Source organism: Pseudomonas sp. NUPR-002 (assembly GCF_056322725.1).
Genome location: NZ_CM150476.1, coordinates 2,623,957 through 2,647,558, shown reverse-complemented (window position 1 = coordinate 2,647,558; position 23,602 = coordinate 2,623,957). Strand labels below are relative to the sequence as shown.

The 23,602-nt window shown below is 61.9% G+C and carries 23 protein-coding genes and 2 pseudogenes; 16 read left to right on the top strand and 9 right to left on the bottom strand.

Going from position 1 to position 23,602, the window contains the following annotated elements; genetic code table 11:
• Positions 1-129 precede the first annotated feature (129 nt).
• The gene (locus ACVWSC_RS12090) at positions 130-1,152 is read right to left on the bottom strand and encodes a zinc-dependent alcohol dehydrogenase family protein (RefSeq protein ID WP_442113861.1); all 1,023 of its coding nucleotides are present in this window, start codon (positions 1,150-1,152) and stop codon (positions 130-132) included.
• 199 nt (positions 1,153-1,351) lie between these two features.
• Here ACVWSC_RS12090 and ACVWSC_RS12085 point away from each other — a divergent pair, with 199 nt between their 5' ends.
• The 9 genes and pseudogenes from ACVWSC_RS12085 (at position 1,352) to ACVWSC_RS12045 (ending at position 7,626) form a co-directional block, all read left to right on the top strand.
• Positions 1,352-2,266, top strand: coding sequence for a LysR family transcriptional regulator (locus tag ACVWSC_RS12085; protein ID WP_442113860.1), 915 nt, complete (start codon positions 1,352-1,354; stop codon positions 2,264-2,266).
• Positions 2,267-2,361: 95 nt separating this feature from the next.
• Positions 2,362-2,919 (top strand): helix-turn-helix domain-containing protein, encoded by a 558-nt coding sequence (locus tag ACVWSC_RS12080; protein ID WP_442113859.1) that lies wholly within the window; start codon positions 2,362-2,364, stop codon positions 2,917-2,919.
• A 114-nt stretch (positions 2,920-3,033) separates the two neighbouring features.
• A pseudogene (locus ACVWSC_RS12075) lies at positions 3,034-3,594 on the top strand (HD domain-containing protein); the annotation flags it as partial.
• Positions 3,595-4,101 (top strand): GNAT family N-acetyltransferase, encoded by a 507-nt coding sequence (locus ACVWSC_RS12070; RefSeq protein ID WP_442114295.1) that lies wholly within the window; start codon positions 3,595-3,597, stop codon positions 4,099-4,101. It abuts the pseudogene before it with no gap.
• A gap of 178 nt (positions 4,102-4,279) precedes the next feature.
• Positions 4,280-4,498 carry a hypothetical protein gene (locus ACVWSC_RS12065; protein ID WP_442113858.1) on the top strand — a complete coding sequence of 73 codons (219 nt, stop codon included), beginning with the start codon at positions 4,280-4,282 and terminating at the stop codon, positions 4,496-4,498.
• A gap of 92 nt (positions 4,499-4,590) precedes the next feature.
• Positions 4,591-5,634: an acyl-CoA dehydrogenase family protein gene (locus ACVWSC_RS12060; RefSeq protein WP_442113857.1), complete on the top strand. Its 1,044-nt coding sequence runs from the start codon at positions 4,591-4,593 to the stop codon at positions 5,632-5,634.
• A complete protein-coding gene (locus tag ACVWSC_RS12055; RefSeq protein WP_442113856.1) occupies positions 5,631-6,374 on the top strand; it encodes a PIG-L deacetylase family protein in 744 nt (247 codons plus the stop codon). Before ACVWSC_RS12060 ends, ACVWSC_RS12055 begins: the two co-directional genes overlap by 4 nt.
• Complete coding sequence (locus ACVWSC_RS12050; RefSeq protein WP_442113855.1) at positions 6,371-6,970, top strand: SAM-dependent methyltransferase; 600 nt, start codon at positions 6,371-6,373, stop codon at positions 6,968-6,970. The genes ACVWSC_RS12055 and ACVWSC_RS12050 overlap by 4 nt, the downstream gene beginning before the upstream one ends.
• Entirely contained in the window at positions 6,967-7,626 is a 660-nt protein-coding gene (locus ACVWSC_RS12045) for a glycosyltransferase family 2 protein (RefSeq protein ID WP_442113854.1), read from the top strand. The genes ACVWSC_RS12050 and ACVWSC_RS12045 overlap by 4 nt, the downstream gene beginning before the upstream one ends.
• Before the next feature lie 82 nt (positions 7,627-7,708).
• On the opposite strand, the pseudogene ACVWSC_RS12040 reads toward ACVWSC_RS12045, so the two are convergent.
• Positions 7,709-7,925, bottom strand: a pseudogene (locus ACVWSC_RS12040) (metallothionein).
• Positions 7,926-8,150: 225 nt separating this feature from the next.
• On the opposite strand from ACVWSC_RS12040, the gene ligD reads away from it, so the two are divergent.
• On the top strand, positions 8,151-10,646 hold the full coding sequence (ligD, locus tag ACVWSC_RS12035; RefSeq protein ID WP_442113853.1) for a DNA ligase D: 2,496 nt from the start codon (positions 8,151-8,153) through the stop codon (positions 10,644-10,646).
• 115 nt (positions 10,647-10,761) lie between these two features.
• On the opposite strand, the gene ku is transcribed toward ligD, so the two are convergent.
• From ku to ACVWSC_RS12005, 6 genes are all read right to left on the bottom strand, one after another.
• On the bottom strand, positions 10,762-11,544 hold the full coding sequence (gene ku, locus ACVWSC_RS12030; protein WP_442113852.1) for a non-homologous end joining protein Ku: 783 nt from the start codon (positions 11,542-11,544) through the stop codon (positions 10,762-10,764).
• Between the two features lie 133 nt (positions 11,545-11,677).
• Positions 11,678-12,604, bottom strand: coding sequence for a hypothetical protein (locus ACVWSC_RS12025; RefSeq protein WP_442113851.1), 927 nt, complete (start codon positions 12,602-12,604; stop codon positions 11,678-11,680).
• Between the two features lie 173 nt (positions 12,605-12,777).
• On the bottom strand, positions 12,778-13,485 hold the full coding sequence (locus tag ACVWSC_RS12020; RefSeq protein ID WP_442113850.1) for an anti-sigma factor: 708 nt from the start codon (positions 13,483-13,485) through the stop codon (positions 12,778-12,780).
• Positions 13,482-14,030: a sigma-70 family RNA polymerase sigma factor gene (locus ACVWSC_RS12015; RefSeq protein WP_442113849.1), complete on the bottom strand. Its 549-nt coding sequence runs from the start codon at positions 14,028-14,030 to the stop codon at positions 13,482-13,484. The genes ACVWSC_RS12020 and ACVWSC_RS12015 overlap by 4 nt, the downstream gene beginning before the upstream one ends.
• A 109-nt stretch (positions 14,031-14,139) precedes the next feature.
• A complete protein-coding gene (locus tag ACVWSC_RS12010; protein WP_442113848.1) occupies positions 14,140-14,667 on the bottom strand; it encodes a DUF3455 domain-containing protein in 528 nt (175 codons plus the stop codon).
• Between the two features lie 237 nt (positions 14,668-14,904).
• Positions 14,905-15,735 (bottom strand): IclR family transcriptional regulator, encoded by an 831-nt coding sequence (locus ACVWSC_RS12005; protein ID WP_442113847.1) that lies wholly within the window; start codon positions 15,733-15,735, stop codon positions 14,905-14,907.
• 157 nt (positions 15,736-15,892) lie between these two features.
• Here ACVWSC_RS12005 and ACVWSC_RS12000 point away from each other — a divergent pair, with 157 nt between their 5' ends.
• From ACVWSC_RS12000 to ACVWSC_RS11980, 5 genes are all read left to right on the top strand, one after another.
• Positions 15,893-17,047 carry an acyl-CoA dehydrogenase family protein gene (locus ACVWSC_RS12000; protein WP_442113846.1) on the top strand — a complete coding sequence of 385 codons (1,155 nt, stop codon included), beginning with the start codon at positions 15,893-15,895 and terminating at the stop codon, positions 17,045-17,047.
• Between the two features lie 41 nt (positions 17,048-17,088).
• Positions 17,089-19,254 (top strand): acetate--CoA ligase family protein, encoded by a 2,166-nt coding sequence (locus ACVWSC_RS11995; RefSeq protein ID WP_442113845.1) that lies wholly within the window; start codon positions 17,089-17,091, stop codon positions 19,252-19,254.
• A gap of 84 nt (positions 19,255-19,338) precedes the next feature.
• Positions 19,339-20,652 carry an MFS transporter gene (locus ACVWSC_RS11990; RefSeq protein ID WP_442113844.1) on the top strand — a complete coding sequence of 438 codons (1,314 nt, stop codon included), beginning with the start codon at positions 19,339-19,341 and terminating at the stop codon, positions 20,650-20,652.
• 54 nt (positions 20,653-20,706) lie between these two features.
• A complete protein-coding gene (locus ACVWSC_RS11985) occupies positions 20,707-21,063 on the top strand; it encodes a YidH family protein (protein ID WP_442113843.1) in 357 nt (118 codons plus the stop codon).
• Positions 21,060-21,395 carry a DUF202 domain-containing protein gene (locus ACVWSC_RS11980; protein WP_442113842.1) on the top strand — a complete coding sequence of 112 codons (336 nt, stop codon included), beginning with the start codon at positions 21,060-21,062 and terminating at the stop codon, positions 21,393-21,395. The genes ACVWSC_RS11985 and ACVWSC_RS11980 overlap by 4 nt, the downstream gene beginning before the upstream one ends.
• A 49-nt stretch (positions 21,396-21,444) precedes the next feature.
• On the opposite strand, the gene ACVWSC_RS11975 is transcribed toward ACVWSC_RS11980, so the two are convergent.
• Positions 21,445-21,636, bottom strand: coding sequence for a hypothetical protein (locus tag ACVWSC_RS11975; RefSeq protein ID WP_442113841.1), 192 nt, complete (start codon positions 21,634-21,636; stop codon positions 21,445-21,447).
• A gap of 424 nt (positions 21,637-22,060) precedes the next feature.
• On the opposite strand from ACVWSC_RS11975, the gene ACVWSC_RS11970 reads away from it, so the two are divergent.
• Positions 22,061-23,527, top strand: a complete 1,467-nt coding sequence (locus tag ACVWSC_RS11970; protein WP_442114294.1) for an APC family permease — start codon at positions 22,061-22,063, stop codon at positions 23,525-23,527.
• The last annotated feature ends 75 nt before the right edge of the window (positions 23,528-23,602 follow it).

The following is a 23,602-nucleotide window of genomic DNA, read 5'->3' as shown; positions in this document are numbered from 1 at the left end:
GTCGATCCGGCAGGTTATCGGGAGGGTTTGCGACAACCACGCGCCATCAGGGCGAAGGCACACCAGCACGCTTAAGTCCCAGACAAAACAAACCCGAGCATTGCTCGGGTCTGTTGTTCAATCATTCGCTCAGTCCTGGGCCACTTCCAGCACCAGCCGCCCACCGCAAGGGCACTCGTCCATATAGCGATGCGCTTCAACCACACGTTCGAGGGGATAGACCTTGATGATCTGCGGCGTCAGCAGTTTGTCGGTGGTGAACTGGTTGATGTCACGCAGCGCCCGCTGCAAGGCTACCTGGTCCTGGCTGATGCCCAGCTCTGGCTTGCCCGTGAAGTTGCCAATACAGTGGACGAAGAACTGAATGTTCTTCTGAAACGCGGCACAGGCCGGAAACGGCGTTTGATTACCGCCCTGCAAGCCGTACAGCACCAGGCTGCCACGTGGCGCCAGGACATCGCCGAGCAGCGACATTTGCGGGCCACCCAGGCCATCGAGCACCATGTCGACACCACGGTTCTCGGTGTACTTGTTGATCTGCATAAGCAGGTCTTGCTCTTCGGTGACGATGACCTTGTCTGCGCCTAGCGAGAGCAGATAGTCACGCTCGTCCGCCTCTTTGGTGGCGGCGAACACCTTCAGCCCCAGGGCCTTGCCCATCTGCACAAACGCCGGCCCGGCACAGTGGCTGGCATCGGTGACCAGCGCGGTCTGCCCGGCTTTGGCCCGGGCCAGGTCGACATAGGCGAAGTAGGCAATCAGCATCGGCGTGTAATGCACGCTGGCTTCGATCGGCGTGAGGTGCTGCGGATAGCGGGTTACGGCATTGCGCGGCAGCACGATGATTTCGCCGTACACCGGGTAGTCGTTGGCGCTGGCGGCAGGAAAGCTGGCCACCGCATCCCCCACTGCCAGGTCGTCGACGCCCTCGCCCACGGCAAGCACCACGCCCGCCATTTCATGACCCATCCCCGCCGGCAAGCGTGCCTGGGACGGCGCCAGGTTCTGGCGCCAGAGCACGTCGTACCAACTGATGCCAATCGCCTGAACGCGAATCTGCACCTCGCCGGCAGCCGGCTGCGGCGCGACCTGCTCTTCGATCTTGAGCACCTCGGCCGGGCCGAATTTATGGAAACGGATCATGCGGGACATCGCAAACCTCGCCTAGTGAACCTCTAATACCCTGAACTCTATCCGGGCTTTTGCGGTTAGACCATCCGTGGCCATTAATAGTCAACATGCTTGTCATTGATTGATGGTACTGCCACTGGCAGCAAATTATGCGGTGCAGGGTAACAGCCTTTACCCGTAAGATTCACCCCTGCCCCACACGTCCAGTGAAGTTGAGCCGATGAACCGTAACGACTTGCGCCGCGTCGACCTGAACCTGCTGATCGTCTTCGAGACGTTGATGCACGAACGTAGCGTGACCCGCGCGGCGGAAAAGCTGTTCCTTGGCCAACCGGCCATCAGCGCCGCGCTGTCGCGCCTGCGCAACCTGTTTGACGACCCGTTGTTCGTGCGCACGGGCCGCAGCATGGAACCCTCGGCGCGCGCCGTGGAAATCTTCGCCCTGCTGTCCCCGGCCCTCGACTCGATCTCTACCGCCGTAAGCCGCGCCGCCGATTTCGACCCGGCCACCAGCACCACGGTGTTCCGCATCGGCCTGTCCGACGATGCCGAATTCGCCCTGCTGCCGCAGTTGCTCAAGCGCATCCGCGCCGAAGCCCCGGGCATTGTCCTGGTGGTGCGGCGGGTCAATTACCTGTTGATGCCGGCCCTGCTGGCCAGCGGCGAGATCTCGGTGGGCGTCAGCTGGACCAACGACTTGCCTGCCAACGCCAAGCGCAAGGTGTTGCGCCGCAGCAAACCGAAAGTACTGCGCGCCGACAGCATGCCCGGCAGCCTCAGCCTCGACGACTTCTGCGCCCGTCCCCATGCGCTGGTGTCGTTCGCTGGCGACCTGGGCGGCTTTATGGATGAAATCCTCGAAAAACTCGGGCGCAAACGCCATGTGGTCCTGGCAGTGCCGCAGTTCAATGGTTTGGGCAGCCTGCTCAGCGGCACCGACATCCTCGCCACCGTGCCCGACTACACCGCCGAGGCGCTGACCGCAGCAGGTGGCTTGCGTGCCGAAGACCCGCCACTGGAAGTGTCGAGTTTTGAACTGCACATGGCCTGGCGTGGTTCGCAAGACAACGACCCGGGCGAGCGTTGGTTGCGTTCGCGGATTCAGATGTTTTTTGGTGACCCAGACAGCCTCTAGGGTGGATTTGGCCTCTCAGGTGTACCGGTGAGGCCTTTGCTGAACAGCCCCGAGTCAACCACACTCGCAACTCCATCACTGTCCGGGAGCCCGAAATGCCTGACATGTTGCCAAAGCCTGCGTTACCCGGCATTGCGCTCAGGAGATGGCGTGTGTTGCACCGCGTCAAACAATCCCATGCGGCGCAGTTGTTCAGGGTCACCCAAACAACCATTTCGCGCTGGGAAAGTGGCGTACAGGCCATGAACCCCTTGGCCCAAGCGCAACTTGAGCAACTGCTGGCCACGCGTCTTGATGCCGCCGCTGATCAAGCGTTGGCGCGGCTGGTCAGGGAAAGTTCGCGGCCTGTTCACCTGATCTGTGATCTGACTCATCGCCTGCTGGCGTGCTCCCCCGCTCGCGCAGCAGAGTTCGCCAGCCCGATCAGTGCCCTGCAGGGGCGCTCTCTGTGGCGCTTCGCAACACCCGAAATCATCAGCATGGAATTGAGCCTGGATGAGGCGGGATGGCGAGAAGTCATTGCACCGCCCGCGCTGGAGTTTGCGACCGGCCACAATGACTCTGACATCGTGCCGATCAGCCAGAGCCTGTGTCGCTGGACACGTATCCCCCTCTCGGACGGCACCGCAGCACGCTTGGTAGAAACCCTCTGACTGAGCACGCGCCCTTTGATACGCATATTTTATGCGTGGACGCGCAGCCCCTTCAGGCCTAGCCTGACCTGAACGGCCAACCAGGCAGTACGGACCGACGGAGTCAGCGGGTTTATGGATATCGAAAAGCTCAAAGGACGTCTCGCGTTTCTACGCGAGGCGGAGAAACTCAAGGACGTGCTCAGAAGCGCCCATACCTCTACCGGGCGTACCGAAAGCACTGCAGAACACAGCTGGCGCCTGTGCCTGATGGCGCTGGTTTTCGGCGATCAACTCAGCGGCCTCGATCTGCTGAAAATACTCAAGATGTGCATCATTCACGACCTGGGCGAAGCCATCAGCGGCGACGTTCCCGCCATCCACAAAGCATCGTTTCCCAACAAGAGTCAGCAGGAGCGCAGCGACTTGCTGCGCTTGACCGATGCCGTGGATGAACCGTTAAAAGCTGAGATACTGGCGCTGTGGGATGACTATGAACATGCACTGTCGCCAGAAGCCAAAGCAGTCAAGGCACTCGATAAACTGGAGACATTGCTTCAGCACAACCAGGGCAAAAACCCGCAAGGGTTCGACTACCCCTTCAACCTGACCTACGGCAAGCAATACACCGATGCCGACCCGTTGTTCAAGGCGCTTCGCAGCCTCATCGACCTGGATACCAAAGAAAACATCAACGTGAACATTACAATCCGCAATGAGCAACCCCAAGACTTCGACACCATCACCCGCCTGACTGAAGCGGCGTTCAAGAACGAAGCGCACTCAAGCCACACCGAACACTTCATTATCAATGACCTGCGACGTTGCGGTCAGTTGACCGTCTCCCTGGTGGCGGTAGAGCACGACAACATCATCGGCCATGTCGCGCTTTCTCCAGTACGGATTTCGTCCGGTGCAACGGGTTGGTTTGGCCTCGGCCCGATCTCGGTGTGTCCCGATCGCCAAGGCCAGGGCGTTGGTTCGGCGTTGATGAAGGCTGCCCTGGCCGAGCTGCAGCGGCTCGGCAGTGCAGGTTGTGTGGTACTGGGAGATCCTCGCTACTACAGCCGCTTCGGCTTCACGTGCCACCCAGGCCTGACGCTGCCCGGAGTGCCTCAGGAGTACTTTCAGGCGCTGGCATTTGCGGGTGACGTTCCAACAGGTAGCGTGGCGTATCACCCGGCATTTCAAGCCACCCGTTAGCACTTTCCAGTGCGCAAGACCAACTCTAAGCAGTGATAAGAAAGCTGGATGGGCGCCGTCTGAAAACACGCACGGCACAATCCCTCTACCACTCATCTGTTCGAGTGCACGCGCCCCAACTTTTCGGCCTCGAACCTGTACGGCCCAGATCAACTGGACCCTCACTGGTGAGGTGTGTATGTCTACCGACTCAAGTTTCCGGGACCAACCACAAGGCTCCGACCCGTCCCGTCCACAACAGGATCCGGACAATCCGCAACTGGATCCTGATGATCCCAACAAATACGACCCGTTGAAAAAGCCTGACAGGGAACGCCCCGAAGACTGGATCGATCCAGGAGAACGGATGCCGCCGGAAGCAGACGAGCAGACCCCGCTGTCCGATGACAGGCGCTGACAGCGCAAAACCCGGCCACACGGCCGGGTTTTGTTTTTCCTCCCGTGTTTGCCTGCTCGGAAATCGCCGCGGCCAACGGAGACCAGCACCCCATGAGCATCGTCCAGAACTGCGACCAGGGCCACCTCGACCGTCTGTTAGGCGACTTCGCCCAACGCCCGCAACGTTTGAACCTTGATACCCAATTGCTGGCCCTGATGCAGTTGCTGCAGGCCAACCAGCTCGACTTGCTGCCGCTGCCCGGTCATGGCCATACCCTGCAACGCTGGCAGACCCTGGCGCGAGTTGCTGGCTGCGACCTGGCCCTGGCCAAGCTCTATGAAGGCCACACCGACGCGCAGGCAATCATCGCCGAATGCACGGGCGCTCAACCGGCCAGCAGTGGACTCTGGGGTGTGTGGGCCGCCGAGCCACCGAATGCACGCACCCTGATTGCCGCTCGAGATGGCCAGCGAGTTTTCCTGGAGGGCTGCAAGGCCTGGTGCTCCGGCGCTTTACAGATCGACCGGGCCCTGCTGAGCGCCTGGGACGAAGACGGCCGGCAGCAACTGGTGGCGATCGAGCTAGCCGATCCGAGCCTGCGCCTGGTCACCGAAGACTGGCAGGCAGTCGGCATGGGGATCACCGCCAGTGTCAAAATCCAGTTCAAGCAGACCCCGGCGATGCTGGTCGGCAGGCCTGGGCAATACCTGTCGCGCCCCGGGTTCTGGCATGGCGGTGGCGGCATCGCTGCCTGCTGGTATGGCGCGGCCCAAGCGCTGGCCGACTACCTGCGCGAACATTGTCGGCGCCCCCATGCCGATGCCCATGCCTTCGCCCACCTGGGGGCGGTCGTTGCGGCCTTGTGCGGCGCCGCTACAGCCCTGCGCGCGTGCGCCGCCTGGATCGATGCCCAGCCGGACAGTGACGCTAACTTGCCGGTGCGCAGGCTGCGAGCCCAGGTGGAACAGGCGGTGAATGCAGTGATCAGCCATGTGGGCCGTGCGCTGGGCGCAACGCCTTATTGTTGCAACAGCCACTTTGCCCGGCTCAGTGCCGACCTGCCGGTGTTCCTGCGCCAGAGCCACGCCGAGCGCGATCTGGCCGAGCTGGGTCGGCAGGTGGCCGAGATGCAAGCAGGAGACTGGCCGCTATGAGTCCCCTCCCAACCGCCATCCCCGCCTGCGAACTGCGAACCAGTCGGCAACTGGCCGACGTGCCGCTGCTCGACCCCTTCGCGCTGATGCACTCGACCCGTCGACTGGTGGTGGTTGCGCCGCATCCGGACGACGAGATCCTGATCGGCGGCAGCCTGCTGCCGTGCTTTGCCGGCCGCGAACAGGACCTGCTGATGGTAGCCGTGACCGATGGCGAGGCCAGTCATCCCGGCTCCCGCGTGTGGACACGCGAGGCCTTGCGCCGGCAACGCCCGCAAGAGAGCCGCGAAGCCTTGACCTACCTGGGCTTGAACATAGAACGCCTGCACTGGGTACGGTTGTGTATGCCCGACAGCCAGGTGTCCGCTGATGAAGAGCTGCTCGCAATGCACCTCATGCACCTTCTGCACGCTGGCGACCGGGTGCTCACCACCTGGCGTGGCGACGGCCATTGCGACCATGAGGCAGTGGCACGTGCCTGTGCTGTGGCCTGCCGAGCCTGCGACTGCCTGCTGATGGAAGCACCGGTGTGGGCCTGGGATTGGGCCCACCCGGACGACCCACGTCTGCCCTGGAAACGGGCCTATAAATTGCCACTCGACCGTGTCGGCCAGGTGCGCAAACGGCAGGCGATTCATGCCCATGTGAGTCAGGTGCGTGCCGATGAAAAGCACCCGCCGGTCCTGTCGGCTTGCACCCTGGAGCGCCTCCTGCAGCCTTTCGAACTGGTATTCGTGTGAGCCGGGACGCGCGCTATTTCGAGCAGCTGTTCGTCGGCAACGACGACCCGTGGGCCTTTCGCACGCGCTGGTACGAGAAACGCAAGCGCAACCTGATCATGGCCAGCCTGCCCCGCCAGCGCTACGCGCGGGTGTTCGAACCGGCTTGCGCCAATGGCGAACTCAGCGCCGAGCTGGCCGGACGTTGCGACAGCCTGCTGTGCCAGGACCTGGTGCCGGCGGCGGTGCAACTGGCCTCTCGACGCCTGAGCCAGTGGCCGCATGTTCGCGTGACCCAAGGGCACTTGCCGGAAGACTGGCCTGGCGGCTGCTTCGACCTCATCGTGCTCAGCGAGATCGGCTACTACCTGGATCTCGACCGGTGGCTGCAGGTGTTGAAACTGTCGTTGGCCAGCCTCACCCCCGATGGTGCACTGCTGGCCTGCCATTGGCTGCACCCGATCAAAGGTTGCGAGCTCGATGGCCGTGCCGTGCACCTGTTGATAGAGCGGCAACTGCCGCTGTTTCGCCTGCTGCGCCACGAGGAACCGGACTTTCTGCTCGAGTACTGGGGCTGCCAACCCCGTGCGATCGATCTGGAGGAACCCTGTGAATGATCGCCGTTATCGTCCCTGCGCATAATGAGGCCGAGTACCTCGGGCCTTGCCTGAAGGCCCTGCGAATCGCCGCCGAATGTACCGCGTCGGCGGGCGAACCGGTGCGGGTACTGGTGGTATTGGACGACTGCAACGATGCCAGCGCGTGCGTGGCCAAAGCCCATCACGTGGAGATTCTTACGGTCCAACTGCGTAACGTCGGCGCGGCCCGTCGCGCCGGTGCTGCACTCATGCTAGCCCAAGGGGCACGCTGGCTGGCCTGCACCGACGCCGACAGCCGCGTACCGGCGCACTGGCTCAGCTGTCAGCTGGCGTTTGCCGCCGATGTAGTCTGTGGCTCGGTGCATATCGAACATTGGCAGCCTCACCAGGACGCGTCCCTGCGCCAGCGCTACCTGGCGCACTACCAGATGCAGGAGGGACATCGGCACATCCATGGGGCCAATCTTGGCGTCTGCGCCCAAGCGTATCAACGGGTCGGCGGCTTTCGGCCACTGGCGCTGCACGAAGATGTGCAGTTGGTTAATGACCTGCAACAAAGCGGCGCGCGGATCGTCTGGACCGCGCGCAACAGTGTCTCGACCAGCAGTCGCAGCGACAGCCGGGCACGGGGTGGATTTGGCGATTTCCTCACCGAGCTGGGCGCTGCGCCCTGACCGCTCGGCCTCGGCCAGGCGCGCAGTGACTGCGAGCGCAACAACGGCACTTGGCCAACTCACTGAGCCCCCGGCGAGCACCTCAAAGTGATCGCGCATCACTCACCGGAAAAGTCTCGCTCAGTGCTTGTTTTCGGCTGGCCCGTGTCGCCGCAGGTGCAGTCGGCCATGCGGCACGGCTCACCGTTGCGGTGTCCGCTCGCGCACGCCTCGCAGCAATACGCCCGACCATCCTGAACCACGGCATTCGCGTCCACGGAGCAGGAACATTGGGGGCAGGAACACTGTTGTTCGTTCATCTTTTTTCTCCCGTCATTTTCAGAACCGATGTTGTCCGTTCTTGGCTGATCGTCGAGTAATACCGAACAGCCCAGTGCGGCTTCATTCGGTCGACTACCCAGCAGGGGAATTGATTCAACGTTTCTTCCTGAGTGGCTGGTTCGGGTGTGCCATGCACTTTTTTGAACTACGCACAGCCCTGTCGCCTCACAACTCAAAGACCCTGAATCGCTTCGGAGCCAGTCATGACCAAGCCCTTGCAGGAGTACCAGCGCAAGCGCGATTTCGATGCCACGCCCGAGCCCGCTGGCAAGCGTGGCCGCGCGCCTCAGCCCCATGCGCTGCAGTACTGCATCCAGAAGCACGACGCCAGCCACCTGCACTACGACTTGCGCCTGGAACTGGACGGCACCCTGAAAAGCTGGGCGCTTCCCAAAGGGCCGTCGCTCGACCCCAAGGTCCGCCGTCTGGCGGTGCATGTGGAGGACCACCCACTCGACTATGCCAACTTCGAAGGCCATATTCCGCAAGGCCATTACGGTGCCGGTGACGTGATCGTCTGGGACCGTGGCATCTGGGAACCTGAAGGCGACCCACGCGCAGCCTATGCCAAAGGCAAACTGCGCTTTCGCCTGCAAGGCGAGAAACTGACGGGCTTCTGGAACCTGTTCCGTACCCGCCTGGCCGGCAAGCAGGAGCAGTGGATGCTGGTCAAGTCCGACGATGAACAGGCTCGCAGCGAAACCCAGTACAGCATCGTCGAGGCACTACCGGACAGTGTCCTGAGTGATCGCACGCTAGTGCCCCGCCACGCCGCCAAGGCCGCAGCCCCAGCCCCAGCCCCAGCCCGCCAGCGCAGCGTAAAAAGCAGCACCCGCGATCTACCGAAATGCCTGCAGCCGCAACTGGCCACCTTGGTCGACTCACCTCCCGGCGGTGACTGGCGCTACGAGGTCAAGTTCGACGGCTACCGTATCCTGGCCCGCATCGACAACGACGACGTGCGCCTGTTCACCCGCAATGGTCATGATTGGAGCGCGAAGATGCCTCATCAGGTCGCCGCGCTGAAGGCGCTGCAGCTGGATTCGGCCTGGCTGGACGGTGAGATGGTGGTGGTAGACGAGCATGGCGTGGCCGACTTCCAGGCCTTGCAGAACGCCTTCGACAGCGGGCACGACGAGCACCTCGTGTATTACCTGTTCGACCTGCCCTACCTGGGCGGCCAAGACTTACGCCAGGTGCCGCTGCAGCAGCGGCGAAGCACTCTGGCACAGCTGCTCGGCCAGCATGAGTCGCCGATTCTGAGGTTCTCTGCCGATTTCGATCAGACGGCTGAGTCGCTGCTCGACAGTGCCTGCCGCCTGGGGCTCGAGGGACTGATCGGCAAGCGGGCCGACAGTCCCTATGTGGGCCGACGCAGCAGTGATTGGATCAAGCTCAAATGCAAGCAGCGCCAGGAGTTCGTGATCGTCGGTTACACCGACCCCAAGGGCAGCCGCAACAGCTTCGGCGCCCTGCTGCTGGCCTTGCACGACAGCGAAAGCGGTCAGTTGCGCTATGCGGGCAAGGTGGGCACAGGCTTCAGCGCCACCACGTTGGACAACATTTTTGCCCGCCTGCAGCCGCTGCACATCGACGCCCCACCATTGGCCAAACCACCGAGCGGCGCCGAGGTGCGGGGTGTGCACTGGCTCAAACCAGCGTTGCTGGCCGAAGTGGCCTACGCCCAGATAACCCGCGAAGGTAGTGTGCGCCACGCGGTGTTCCATGGCTTGCGTGACGATAAGCCGGCCACCGCCATCGGTCTTGAGCGAACACAGCCGGCCAAGCCCGCAACCAAAGGCCAGGAGCTGCCAATGGGCAACCTGCACCTGACCCACCCGGAGCGCGTCATCGATGCCACCAGCGGCATCACCAAGCGCCAGGTCACCGAGTATTACGCCCGGGTCGCCCATTGGCTGCTACCGCAGCTCAAGCACCGGCCCGTGGCGCTGGTCCGCGCACCGGACGGCCTGGGTGGCGAACTGTTCTTCCAGAAAAACGCCAGCCAGCTGCACATCCCCAAGTTGGTCAGCTACAGCAAAACCCAGGCCGGACAACCGGCCATGCTGTTCAATAACACCGAGAGCCTGCTCGGCGCGGTGCAAATGAACATGCTCGAACTGCATACCTGGAACGCCACCGACACCAACTTCGACAAGCCCGACCGTTTCATCCTCGACCTCGACCCCGACCCCGCGCTGCCGTGGAGGGCCATGCTCGAAGCCACCCAGCTCACGCTTACCTTGCTTGATGAGTTGGGCCTGAAGGCATTTCTCAAGACCAGTGGCGGCAAGGGCATGCACCTGGTGATACCGCTCACCCGGCGGGCTGGATGGGATGAGGTGAAGGATTTCAGCCACGCCATCGTCAACTACCTGGCGGCGCTGTTCCCGGAGCGTCTGAGCGCGGTATCCGGGCCGAAAAACCGGGTTGGGCGGATCTTCATCGACTACCTGCGCAACAGCAAGGGCGCGACCACCGTGGCCGCCTACTCGCTGCGGGCTCGTGAAGGCCTGCCGGTTTCGGTGCCGATCTGGCGCGAAGAATTGCTTGAGCTCAAAGGTGCCAACCAATGGCACATCGGCAACCTGCAGGAGCGGCTGGCGGCGATCGACGATCCTTGGGCCGAACTACCTAAAGTCCGCCAGTCGATCACCGTGCGCATGCACAAGCAACTGGGAGCTGGCCAACACCGGTAGGAGCGGGCTTGCCCCGCGATTGCGGTTTGTCAGGCATGTCGCTTCGCGGGGCAAGCCCGCTCCCACAGAGGGTGCAAAACAGTTGCCACAGGATGAGCAATACCGTTGTTTCCGCCTACGCCTTTCCCCTCAGGCTACGTTTGAGCAGCTCGGTGAGATCGATAATGTCCGCGCCGGCGCGCTGTCCTTTATCCACCGTCTCGATCTTGCCCTTGCTGGCTTTCTCTTCCACCAGGTCGAGAATGGTTTGGCGAAAGACATCGTGGTATGCCTGCGGGGACCACGCTCCACTCATGTCTTTGACCAGGCGCTTGGCCATGTCCAGCTCACGCTTGTCGAGTTTGGCGGCGGTTACGCTCTTGTCCAGCTCCAGCGATTCCAGGCCGCGTACTTCCTCGGGCCAACGCAGGGTGATCAGCACCAGCGCCTGCTCCAGCGAACGCAGCAACGCCAAATGCTGGCGGGTGTGTAGCACGACGGTGGCCAGGGCTACCTTGCCAGTGCTTTCCAGGGTTTCGCGCAGCAAGGCGTAAACCTTTCCGCCACCGCGGTCGGGACTCAGGTAGTAAGGTGTATCGAAGTGCTGCAGGGGAATGTCACCGGCCTCGACGAAGGAGAAGATGTCGATGGTCTGCGTCGCTTCGGGACGCGCATTGCGGATCTCTTCCTCGCTGATCACCACGTAGCGGCCCTTCTCGTATTCCACGCCCTTGACGACGTTGTCCTTGTCGATGTCCTTGCCGGTGACCTTATTCACCCGTTTGTAGCCCACCGGGTCCATGCTGCGCTTATCGAGCCAGTCGAAATCCACACGCCCGGTGCGCACTGCCGTGTTGAGCGAAACAGGGATGTGCACCAGCCCAAAGCTGATTGCACCCTTCCAGATAGCCCGCGTCATAGTGACCTCCTGCGTATCAACGCCCCCGTTACTCTATGACCACGGATTGCCACCAGTGACGCCAATCAATTCGTCAACGAAACCCCCGAACGACAGGTAGGAGCGGGCTTGCCCCGCGATTGCGGCGTATCAATCACCTCACATCGCGAGGCAAACCCACGCCCACAAACCTTCTGCGAATCAGCAACACCAACCCCAGCGAAAATGCCGAGTTGGCCAGTGTCGCAACCGGCAGCAGTTGCACCGACTCCTGCGGAAAGACAAACGCCAGCAAGGGAAAGGCATAGGCTGCGGGCATACGCATCTTCAGGCTATGCAGCAGCAAGAAGACAATCACCATGTCCAGTGCCACCACCAACACCCAGTTCTGGACAACGGCGTACAGAATCACACCGATAGCCGCAGACGCCGTTAGTACCAGCACTTGCTTGACCATCATCTTGCCGTTGTACATGCCCATCTGCAGCGACTCATAGATAACAACAGCTACTGGCGGGATCAGCGCCATATGCGGATGGCCACCGAACACCGCCAGCGCCAACCAAAGCAGCATGATGCACACATAGGTGCCCATCATCCGATAGTCCACGTTGCTCTGCCGATCGGCTGAGGTCTTCATGCGCAGCAGCACCACACCGGCCATCAGAATGGCGCTGGTCAACACGATAGAGAGTACGAAAGACCACTCCACCGCGTTGGTCACAATGGGTAAAAACCCAGTCGCCAAGGCGGGCGCCAGGCTGTAACGCGCCACCACGAAGAACGCCAGCATCAGAACCAGGGCTAACACCAGCTTGCCGGCATAGGGTATGGACAGAACGTTGATGCCAAAGCCCATCAGCGCGGTCAAAGACGGCCAGAGAAAAATCTTCTCCGGATGGCGCATCCAGCGCTGATCCCGGTATGCCCACAATGCCACCGCCATCGCGGCGATTTCCGGCAGCACTACTTCAGGATCCGACCAAAAAGCGGCCGCGCCGACCATCAAGACAATCAAGACAAATGCACCCAGGTAGGAAAGCGCATTTTCACGAGGACTGAGCTGAACTGTTGTTTGCATAATTCTCTGGAGCCATTGAGTCGGTAGTCAGGCTGAGGTGCAACGTTGTTGGCAAGCGTTGCACGTCGACAGAGCGCAGCGTGAGGTTTGCCATCGCAGGAAGGTCAAGGGGATATTCTTCACCTGATACGATGCCGTGCACGTCATTGCATTGCCTCACGCAATGGCACTGCTCAAATCACCTTCACGGCACGACCAATGAACTTCACAGGCCCTGTTGGGCGGCCACTTGCCGACCCGCCGGCTTTCTCCAGCGTCAGTTCAAACAGCTGATTCGGCTCAAGCGGTGGAAGGCTGCCTATCGGCACGCGATAGGGCTCACCCGGTTTGACCAGCCCCAGGGAAACAGGTGCGCGCCACTGCTCTGCCTTGGTCCAGAACTGCAGTGTCATGCCTTCAGGCACATCGTCCTGGCCAAGGGGAATCAGTTCGATCATGCGCGCATCATTGGCTTGCACCACCCAGCCCGGAGCCTGCCCCGTCGGCGCGACCAGCACGACCAGATACGTGGTTGCCGGTGGTGCCTGGGTGAACAGGGCCACTGCCAGCAGCAAGCTGGCGGCCAGCCCGACGGCGCTCAGCCCTTGCCACAGGCCCAGTCGTTGCCACCCACTGTCAGGCCGCTGTTTGCCGGGGTAAAGCGCTTCAAGACTACGTTCGATCCGGCCCCACAAGCGGCTGCTGGGTTCGATCGGCTGCGCTTGCGCGGTCAATGCCAACAGGCGGGCTTCCCAGGCATCGACAGCGGCACGTAACGCTGGCTCTTTTTCCAGCCGTTCACGCAGGGCAGCACGTTGATCACCGCTCAAAGTCCCCAGCACATACTCCGCCGCCAGGTCATCCAGGTCTTCGGCGTATTCATCGCCAGCGTTGCGCTTCATGCCATGCACTCCCGCAAGGCCTTGAGACTGCGTTTGATCCAGGCTTTTACCGTGCCCAGTGGCGCACCTAACAAGGTGGCAATCTCGGCATTGCTACAGCCGTCGACATAAGCATGCAAAATACAGCGCTGCGGTGCCGGCTGCAGACGCTCAAGGCAGCGGTAGATCTTCGTTGAACCAGACCACAGGTGCAGCTCGTCAACCTCCACAGGCAGCGGCAGTAATTCGCTAATAGCGGTTTCGTCCAGAAGAGTTTCTCTTCGGCGGTCGCGCACGAAGTTCAGCGCCAGATGCCGGGTGATACTGTAAATCCAGCCGCGCGCAGAACCGCGTGCCGGCTCAAAGCTGTCGGCACGCGTCCAAATCTTGATGAAGGCGTCATGAACGATATCTTCAGCCGTGCCCTGGTCGCGCGCAATGCGCCGGGCGACGCCCAGCAAGCGTGCCCCTTCATGTTCATACAGCGCCTGTAAAGCGCGGCGGTCGCCCTGCGCACACGCCGCTAGACAACCCTCGAAGTCAAAAGGAGCAACAGGCGAATTCAATGGACGGTCATTCCTTTGTCATGAGCCCCGGACGACGCCCCTGCCTGTCGCGCAGGGACTCGCCTAGGAGCGTAGATGATCAATTGCAGGGCGTCTGCTCAGGCGACCTTCACTTGGCGGTCCAGAATACGTAGTCGGCTTGGTACTTGACCACCTGCTGAGCACCTTTGTTCTGCGCAGTGCAGTCCATCGAAGGCGCGACCCCACCACGGGTCGCAAGGCGCTGAATGTAGCTGACCCCTTGCATGGCGCCGCTGCCTTGCGCGGGGTTGGCCTTGACCAGTTGATACGGCAAATCCCCCTTGGCTGCGGGGGCCACGGCAAGCTGGGTGCCTGTTACTGTCGAACCATCCTTGGCCTGCCAGGTGGCCGGCGGGCCGAAATAATTCCCCACAGGCTTGCCGCTACGGTCGTTGAGCACTGCCTTGGGACCGACAAAAAACCATTCGGTCTGACCGGGCGCATTGGCTTTGTCACGGCACTCGTAGGTGATATCACCGACGCCAACGGTTTCCAGGCTAATGGCGTGGCCGTCGGGTACTTTGATCGCATCCGGAACACCCATTTGGGCATGGGCGGAGGGTAACGCGAGTACCAGGCAAGCGCTGAACAGGAAGCAAGCGGACGTGATGTTCATGAGGTGTACTCCTGAAGGGTCATTGGTTGGGCAATCACAGACTGCCTATCAACTACTACCCACCAACTGCTGTTGTGGATGCATCGGTGCAAAAATTGATTTCCTACGCCAACGCCAACAGCTACCTGGACACCCAACAAAAGGAAAACCAGCTGTAACACCAACGGCATCCGCGCACCAGATTCTGGGCAAACCCCTGACCTGGTAGGGTCGCCGCACCGCCGTTCCCACCCTGATTCAGAACACCCCCATCATCCCTTCAATGCTGCGCACCATGGATACCAGCCGTGGGCCGATATCGTTCTGCAGCTGCCCCTCGTTCAGCAAAAACGCCGAGACGCCACAGTTGAACACCAGAATCTCACCATCCGCCATCGGCCGCATTGGCACCGCAACGGCGTGAATCTCACGGCGCAAATCGCCGTACGACACACAAAATCCCCGTGCATGAACATCCTGAATGCTCTGTTCGATGCGCCCCTGAAACGTCGCCCAGTCCTCCGGGGTGCGCACTTTGATTTCGTTGAGCAACGCCGTGCGCTCTTCACGCGAGGCACCCGCCAGAAACGCCCGGCCCATAGCCGTGCGCGCCACCGGGTAACTCAAGCCGACATCCGGCGGGTGACTCATCGGTGCGGAGCTGCGGCTACTTTCCAGGTACACCACATTGAGCCGGTCACGCATACCCAACGACACCGAACCACGGATATGGTCAGCCAGCTCTTTCATGAATGGCCGGGCAATCTGGCGGATATTAAGGCTGGCGAGCAACGGATAGCCCAGGGACAGCACCGCCGAGCCCAACTGGTACTTGTTGTTCAAGCGGTTGATACGCAAGTAGCCCAAACGCACCAACGTATAGGTAAAGCGCGAAATCGTGGCCTTGGGCATTCCGGTGCGCACCGACAGTTCGGCATTGCCAAGCTGGGTATCGCGAGCGCTGAAGCAATGCAGGATCTCCAGCCCACGGGCCAGGGTCGCCGCAAATTGCCGATCATCGGCAAACTCCTCGGCGAGGTAAGGCTTGGCTGGCGAGTGCCAGTCGTCTGAACCGTCATAGGTCGCCACTTTCCACCTCCAGAAACCATGAACTCTGAAGTCAGCGTGCCAGCAATGTTCCAACTATTCAAACAGTGTTCTGCAGAGCCGAACATTACTTGTTTGACGATCGGATAAAGCGCCATATGCCCCTGCAGACCTCATAAAAACAAAACAGGAGGCAACCATGATCCGCGATCAACAGGTGCTGGACGTGTTCTTGAACACCGTACGCCGTTTCGTCAGCAGCAAAGCGATTCCCATGGAGGCGCACGTCGAGCAACACGACGAAGTGCCGCCAGAGCTGGTGCAGCACATGCGCGATAACGGCTTCTTTGGCTGGAGCATCCCCGAAGCCTATGGCGGCGCCGGCCTGAGCACCGAGGAACTGGCGCTGGCAGCCTTCGAGCTGTCGCAATGCTCTGTAGCGTTCCGCGCCCGCGTCGGCACCAACACCGGCATCGGCTCGGAAGGTATCGTCGCCGACGGCACTGACGCGCAGAAGCAGCGTTATCTGCCACGTCTGGCCAGCGGTGAATGGACTGCCTCGCTGGCGGTCACCGAGCCCGAGGCCGGTTCCGAGGCCACCCATGTGCTGACCAGCGCGCAACGCGACGGTGACAGCTATATCCTCAATGGCCAGAAGTGCTACATCACCAACGCCCCGATCGCCGACGTCTTCACCGTGACTGCCCGCACCGAACCGGGCAGCCAGGGTGCAAAAGGCGTCTCGGCATTCATCGTCGAACGCAACACCCCCGGCCTGAGCGTCGGCGCGCCCTATCGCAAGATGGGCCAGGCCGGTTCGCCGGTCAGTGCGGTGTACTTCGACAATTGCCGAGTGCCCGCCGCTAACCTGATTGGCGGGGTAGAAGGCAACGGTTTCAAGACCGTGATGAAGACCCTCAACAAGCAGCGTATCCACCTCGCCGCGCTGTCGACCGGCCCGGCTATCCGCATGCTGCAGATGGCCATCGAGCACACCAGTAGCCGTGTGCAGTTTGGCCAGCCGGTCGCCAACATGCAGTTGGTTCAAGCGATGATCGCCGACTGCCAGACCGAGATCTACGCCGCCCGCTCGATGATCCTCGAAACCGCTCGTAAGCGTGATCGCGGCGAGGACGTGGTGCTCGAAGCCTCGATGTGCAAGTACTACGCCACGGAGATGTGCGGACGGGTCGCCGACCGCTGTGTGCAGATGTTCGGCGGGGCTGGATACATCGCCGACCATTCCGCGATTGAGCGCTGGTACCGGGATGTGCGGCTGTTCCGCCTGTATGAAGGCACCAGCCAGATCCACCAGCTGAACATTGCCAAGCACGTGCTGGCGGCCCACCGCTGAGTCGGGCACGCGCCCACTTTCTCTGCTACAGGAATTGCCCCATGTCCCGTTTCGAGCTGTTTTTCAATCCACGCAGCATTGCCGTGATCGGCGCCTCCCAAGACCTGTCTTCAATCAGCGGGCAGCCCATCGCCCATCTGCTGGCAAAGAATTTTCCCGGACAGATTCTACCGGTCAACCCACGCTACACCGAAGTGGCTGGCTACCCCTGCTACCCCGATGTCGCGTCACTCCCGCAAACGCCCGATGTAGCAGTGATCGCTGTCGGCGCGCAACGGGTGACCGGTGTACTCAGCGAACTGGGGAAAATCGGCTGCCGCTTCGCCGTTATCCTCTCCTCCGGCTTTGCCGAAGCCGGTGAAGACGGCGCCCGGGTGCAGCGGGAAATCACCGCCATCGCCCAGTGCTTTGGCATGCAGGTGACCGGCCCCAACTGCCAGGGCTACATGAACATCAGCGAGGGCATCCATGTCGGCTTCGGTGCACCGTATGGCCTCACTTACCCGAAAGGCCACCTGAGCCTCACCTCGCAAAGCGGCGCGTTTGGCAACTCGATCGTGATGCTGGCCAGTCAGGAAGGCATCGGCTTTCGGCATTATGTGTCCACCGGCAACGAGTCCGTCACCACCTCGCTGGATTTCATGGAGGCGATGATCGACGACCCTGACACCCACGTGATCGCCGGTTACGTCGAGGGCTTCCAGGACGCCGGGCGCTTGCTGTCGATTGGCCGCCGGGCGCTGATCGCCGGTAAACCGTTGCTGGTGTGGAAAGTCGGCACCTCCGAAGCCGGGGCCAGGGCCGCTGCCTCCCACACCGCTAACCTGGGTGGTTCGATGGCCTTGTACCGCGCCGCGTTCCGCCAGAGCGGCATCATCGAGGTCAATGACGTCGGCGACCTGGCCGATTGCAGCAAAGCCTTGCTGTCTCGCCGCCTGCCCAAAGGCAATCGCCTGGCTGTGGTCACCATATCCGGCGGCGCCGGGATTGCCATGGCCGATGGTGCTGCCGACGGTCATCTACAACTGCCAACGCTGGCGGCGCCTACCGTGGCGAAGCTCAAAGCGGTGCTGCCCTCGTTTGCTGCGGTGGCCAACCCGCTGGATGTCACGGCCAGCCTGCTCAACGACGCCAACCTGCTGCGGGTAACCCTGGAAGCATTGGCCGACGACCCGAATGTCGACATGATCGGCCTCGCGCTGGCAGCCGCCAGTGGCAAGCTGGCAGTGGAGCTGGCCGAAGAGATCGTGCGCATCGCCAAGGCCCGCGAAATCCCCATCTTGGTGGCCTGGAACGCCGACCCGGCCAGCGTCGGCGACGCCTACGACATTCTCGACCAGGCCGGCATCCCGCGCTATCAGTCGCCCGTGCGCTGCGCCCGTGGTGCCAGCGCGTTGTGGGCATTCGCCCAGGCACGCAGCCAGCTCGCCGAGGTACTGAATGAACAGCCATTGGTGCTCAGCAAGCCCGAGGTACGCGCGGCGCTGCACCCTCGTCACAGTGACCTGACCGAGTTCGAGGCGAAGAAAGTCCTGGCCGCCTACGGCATCGGCGTCACCCGCGAAGGCCTGGCAACCGATGCTGAACAAGCCGTACGTATCGCTACTGCCCTGCACGGTCCGGTGGTGCTGAAAATTCAGTCGTCCGATATCCCGCACAAAACCGAAGCGGGCGGCGTGCGCGTGGGGGTTCAGGGAGACGCGGACATCGCCTCGGCCTACGATCAGATCATCGCCAATGCCCAACACTTCAATGCCGCAGCCGCTGTTGATGGTGTGCTGGTCCAGGAAATGGTGGCCGGGGGCATTGAGATGATCCTCGGTATCAACAACGATCCGCTGTTCGGGCCGGCAGTGATGGTAGGATTCGGCGGGATTTTTGCTGAAGTGTGGAAAGACGTGAGTTTCCGCCTGGCGCCGATCACCCGCTCGGAGGCGCAGGCGATGGTCCGCGAGCTACGCGCCTTTGCCATCCTCGATGGCGCCCGCGGCCGCCCCAAGGCAGACCTCGAGTCTCTGGTCGATACCTTGCTGCGCCTGTCGGCGATGGCCATCGACTTGAAAGACACGGTCCAAGAGCTGGATATCAACCCACTGTTCGTGATGACTGCAGGCAATGGTGTGAAAGCCGGTGATGCGCTGATAAAGCCCAAGGCCTCTGCAACGCAGCCTCATGCTGCAGCGGCGCACGCCCTCGTCGGTTCATGACGCTGGCCGTCTCAGCCACCCTGAAGGCTGCTTGCGGCGGCCGTCCTGTGTAACGACTTCATAGTTGCAGTCAGCGAGGATTCCATGAACATTTCTCAGCCTACCCACGCGTTCTCCGAAGCGTATGCCGCCCACGAAGTGGAAAGTACCTACCGCAAGATCGCGTTTCGCCTGATGCCGTTTTTGATCATCTGTTACATCGTGTCCTATCTGGACCGTGCCAACATCAGTTACGCCAAGCTGCAGTTCATGAGCGACCTGGGTTTTTCCGAAGCGGCCTACGGGCTGGGTGCTGGCTTGTTCTTCGTCGGTTACGTGCTGTTCGAAGTACCCAGCAACCTGTGGATGCAGCGCATCGGCGCGCGCCGCACCTTGTTGCGCATCATGATCCTCTGGGGCCTGATCTCCAGTGCCATGATGTTCGTCAACACGCCGATGCAGTTTTACGTGATGCGCTTCTTGCTCGGCGCTGCAGAAGCCGGGTTCTTCCCCGGCGTGATCCTCTACCTGACCTACTGGTTCCCCGCCTCCCGCCGCGGCCGGGTTACCGGCTACTTCATGATGGGCGCGGCCACCGCCGGCATCATTGGCGGGCCGGTTTCGACCTGGATCATGGTGCACATGGCCGGGCTGCACGGGCTGCATGGCTGGCAGTGGTTGTTCCTGCTCGAAGGCCTGCCAGCGGTAGCGCTGGGCGTGGTCGCGTTCTACTACCTGTGCGACCGCCCTGAAGAGGCCAACTGGCTCAGCGATCGGGAAAAATCGATCTTGCAGGGCGACCTGGCTGCCGAACAGGTCAGTCGGCAAAGCGGCTCTGGCCACGGCCTGCGCGAGGCACTGGCCAACCCCAAACTGTACGTCGGGATGGTTGGCTATTTCTGCGTGCTGGTGTCGTTCAATGCCATCGGCTTCTGGGCGCCGACCATCATCCGCGATGTCGGGGTGAGCGACCTGCTGCAGGTCGGCCTGCTGTCCAGTGCCGTATTTCTGGCCGGTGCAGTCGGTACCTACGTGGTCGGCTACAGCTCGGACCTGAGAATGGAGCGCCGCTGGCACCTGGCCGTTTGCAGCCTGGTGATCGCCGTGTGCTTCGCCCTGCTACCACTGGTGGCGCATAACCTGCCCCTGGCGATTGCCCTGCTGTCGCTCGCCGCGGCGGCGTCCTATGGTTGCTTTGTGGTGTTCTGGACGATCCCGCAGTCCTTCCTCACCGCCAGCAGCAAAGCCAGTGGCATTGCCCTGATTACCAGCCTGGGAGGTATTGGTGCCTTCGTCAGCCCGACGCTGGTGGGCTGGATGAAAACCAGTACCGGCAGCATCTACCCGGGCCTGACCATCCTTGGCCTGATCACCTTGTTCGGTGCGCTGGTGCTGCTGATCGCCCTTCCCCGTAAGTAACCTGCATCGACTCGCCGTGGCCGCCAGGTCACGGCCCATCACAGAGGAATAGCCATGCGCGAACCGCAATGGCGGCTCGAGGGTGAAGAGCCGGACTACCGTTTTTCCCTGGCCAATGAACGCACCTTCCTGGCCTGGATTCGTACCGCACTCGGCTTGCTGGCCGGTGGCTTGTTGCTCGACCAGTTCGCCAGCAAACTGGGCCCGCCAGTGGTCATCGAAGGCCTCGCCGTGGCGTTTGGCATCCTCGCCGCGGTGCTGTGCGCGACGGCCTACCTACGCTGGCGGGCCAATGAAATCGCCATGCGCCATGCCCGCCGCCTGCCAGGTACGGCAGCCATTGCATTGCTGGCCAGCGCAGGATTGGGCATCGCAGCCACCATCGCCCTGCTGCTGGTGGTACGTGGATGAACCTGCTGCGTGATCCTGGGCTGCAGGCCGAACGCACAGCCTTGGCGTGGAACCGTACCGCCTTGGCGGTGCTGGCGAACGCGCTGCTGGCCTTGCGTGAAGGCTGGCACAGCCAGCACCTGCCGGTGATGCTGCTGGCTTGCGTATTGCTGAGCGCGGCTGCGGCCGCAGCGCTTTACGCGGCGCGGCGCCGCCAGCAACTGTTGCACGCCAGCGAGCGGGTGGCGGTGTCTGCGCTGGCGATTGCCACGGCGAGCCTCGTTACCCTGATCGCCTGCCTGGGCTTGCTGGCGGTGGTGGTAGGAGCGGGCTTGCCCCGCGATGCGATGTAACAGGGAGATCGCTATCGCGGGGCAAGCCCGCTCCTACCAGCGCCGCCGATCAGCAGTCGAATCGACGCAACGCCTGCTGCAGCCCTCCCCGGCATTCTGCAACCATGCGTGTCACCAATTCGGCGCAACTCGGGATATCGTCAACCAATCCGATTACCTGACTGGCACAGATCAGACCACCCTCGACATCACCCGACTCCAGTCCTTCCAGGCCGCGACGGCCCGACAACAGATGTTGCAAGTCGTCATAGCTCGCGCCACCCGGGCGTTGCTCCAGTGCAACGATTGCTTGCGAGACGGGGTTGGTAAAGAACCGCGTCGTACGCTTGAGGGGGGCCGGTAGGAGCGGGCTTGCCCCGCGATAGCGACCTGTCAGGCACCTGGCATCGCGGGGCAAGCCCGCTCCCACCGAGCAAACATCTGAGTTTTCTGATGCCAGCTTCACAATATGTGAATTCTTTCGAATGTTTGGTCGCTTTAGACTGAGTCGGCTCGTGACCAATGGGCACGTAACGTCGGTAAGCCTTTTCCCCAAAAGGCCCTCCAAAAATAAATTGACCTGCCGACTCAGGACTCCCTATGAAATACACTCTTACATGCGGTGCGGGCCTTCCAGCGCGCTCATCATCGGTAATGTCCTGCGCGCCAGCACGAGGTGCAAGATGATGGAACCCAACCTCCATAACAGCACTGACGAACATCTGCTTCAGCGCCAGGGATACAAACAGGAACTGCACCGCGGCCTGTCGCTGTGGTCGTCTTTCTCCGTTGGCTTTGCAACCGTATCTCCGGTCGTCGGGATCTACTCGGTCATGTCGCTCGGTGCCATGAACGCCGGGGCCTCGTGGGTCTGGATCGTGCCATTGTGCCTGGTGCTGCAATTGCTGGTGGCGCTGGTGTATGCCGAGCTTTCCTCGCAGTACCCGCTCGCCGGCGGCTGTTACCAGTGGGTCAAGCGCCTGGCGGGCGATCGCTGGGCCTGGTTCACCGGCTTTATGTACCTGGCCTCGGCCCTGGCCTCATTGACCACGGTCGCTTATCTGGGTGGCTTCTGGCTGTGGCTGTTCCTCACCGGTGAAGCCCCGAGCGCCAATGCCCAGGTGGCCTGTGGCGGGGCACTGTTATTGCTCGGGCTCGCGGTGAACCTGCTGGGCATCAATCCGCTCAAGCACTTTGTAAACGCGGGCATCGTCGCCGAGGCGATTGCCTCCATCGGCATCGGTACGCTGTTACTGCTGTTTTTCCGCAATCATTCGCTGTCCATGCTATTCGAAGGCGTAACTGCGACCCCATCGGCTGATGGCTCCTACCTGCCCGGCTTTCTCACCGCCATGGCCGTCGGTGGCTGGGCGTTCCTGGGCTTTGATGCCTGCTCACAGGTTTCCGAAGAAACCGCTGACGCGCGCACCTCAACCCCGCGGGCGATCTTGCGCTCGATGATTCTGGTCGGCCTGACCGTAATGCTCACGGCGTTCGCCGTCACTCTGTCGTATACCGATACCGCTGCGATGGTCTCAGGCCAGGTGGTCGACCCGGTGACGCCCGCCGTCGTCGATGCTTTCGGCGCTTGGGCCGAGCGTCCGTTCGTCGGTGTCGTGCTGGTTGCCTTCATCGCCTGCGTCGTGTCGGTACAGACCTACCTGGGCCGCGCCGTGTTCGGTATGGCCCGTGACGCGATCCTCCCCGCCTCGGCATTGCTGCGACGCGTCGACAAACGCAAAGTACCGCTGGCCGCGATGTTGTTCAGCACGCTGTTCGCCAGCTTCGGCCTGGCGCTGGGCTTGAACGCAACCGCCGTGGGCACCCTGATCGCCTTTGGCAGCGGAGGCTTCTTCGTAGTCTTTCTGATCGTGATTACCTGCGCACTGCTGGCGCGCCTGGGCGGCAGGTGGAAAACCGAAGCCGGGGTTTTCAGCCTCGGCCGTTGGGGGTTGCTGATCAACCTGCTGGCATTTGTCTGGCTGGTCTTCGAAAGCATCAACGTCGCCTGGCCGCGCGAAGCGCTGGCCCCACCCGGCGCGCCCTGGTTCCAGGTGTGGGCGGTGATCCTGGTGTTCTCGACCCTGGCGGTACTGGGCCTTCTCTATATGGTCCTGGCCAAGCCCTACCAGCGCGCTGCGCTGGCTGACTGATCCCTTCTGGTGCCTGCCGGGCACCCCCTCTTTGACGGTTGGAGGCTGTAACACGCCTCCAGCTCACGGCTTGCT

Coding starts and splice junctions, on each gene's coding strand:
- ACVWSC_RS12055 (WP_442113856.1), top strand. CDS start 5,631: ATGAGTCCCCTCCCAACCGCCATCCCCGCCTGCGAACTGCGAACCAGT.
- ACVWSC_RS12010 (WP_442113848.1), bottom strand. CDS start 14,667: ATGAACATCACGTCCGCTTGCTTCCTGTTCAGCGCTTGCCTGGTACTC.
- ACVWSC_RS12020 (WP_442113850.1), bottom strand. CDS start 13,485: ATGAAGCGCAACGCTGGCGATGAATACGCCGAAGACCTGGATGACCTG.
- ACVWSC_RS12090 (WP_442113861.1), bottom strand. CDS start 1,152: ATGTCCCGCATGATCCGTTTCCATAAATTCGGCCCGGCCGAGGTGCTC.
- ACVWSC_RS11990 (WP_442113844.1), top strand. CDS start 19,339: ATGAACATTTCTCAGCCTACCCACGCGTTCTCCGAAGCGTATGCCGCC.
- ACVWSC_RS11995 (WP_442113845.1), top strand. CDS start 17,089: ATGTCCCGTTTCGAGCTGTTTTTCAATCCACGCAGCATTGCCGTGATC.
- ACVWSC_RS12025 (WP_442113851.1), bottom strand. CDS start 12,604: ATGCAAACAACAGTTCAGCTCAGTCCTCGTGAAAATGCGCTTTCCTAC.
- ACVWSC_RS12085 (WP_442113860.1), top strand. CDS start 1,352: ATGAACCGTAACGACTTGCGCCGCGTCGACCTGAACCTGCTGATCGTC.
- ligD (WP_442113853.1), top strand. CDS start 8,151: ATGACCAAGCCCTTGCAGGAGTACCAGCGCAAGCGCGATTTCGATGCC.
- ACVWSC_RS11985 (WP_442113843.1), top strand. CDS start 20,707: ATGCGCGAACCGCAATGGCGGCTCGAGGGTGAAGAGCCGGACTACCGT.
- ACVWSC_RS11980 (WP_442113842.1), top strand. CDS start 21,060: ATGAACCTGCTGCGTGATCCTGGGCTGCAGGCCGAACGCACAGCCTTG.
- ACVWSC_RS12060 (WP_442113857.1), top strand. CDS start 4,591: ATGAGCATCGTCCAGAACTGCGACCAGGGCCACCTCGACCGTCTGTTA.
- ACVWSC_RS12065 (WP_442113858.1), top strand. CDS start 4,280: ATGTCTACCGACTCAAGTTTCCGGGACCAACCACAAGGCTCCGACCCG.
- ACVWSC_RS11970 (WP_442114294.1), top strand. CDS start 22,061: ATGGAACCCAACCTCCATAACAGCACTGACGAACATCTGCTTCAGCGC.
- ku (WP_442113852.1), bottom strand. CDS start 11,544: ATGACGCGGGCTATCTGGAAGGGTGCAATCAGCTTTGGGCTGGTGCAC.
- ACVWSC_RS12000 (WP_442113846.1), top strand. CDS start 15,893: ATGATCCGCGATCAACAGGTGCTGGACGTGTTCTTGAACACCGTACGC.
- ACVWSC_RS12045 (WP_442113854.1), top strand. CDS start 6,967: ATGATCGCCGTTATCGTCCCTGCGCATAATGAGGCCGAGTACCTCGGG.
- ACVWSC_RS12080 (WP_442113859.1), top strand. CDS start 2,362: ATGCCTGACATGTTGCCAAAGCCTGCGTTACCCGGCATTGCGCTCAGG.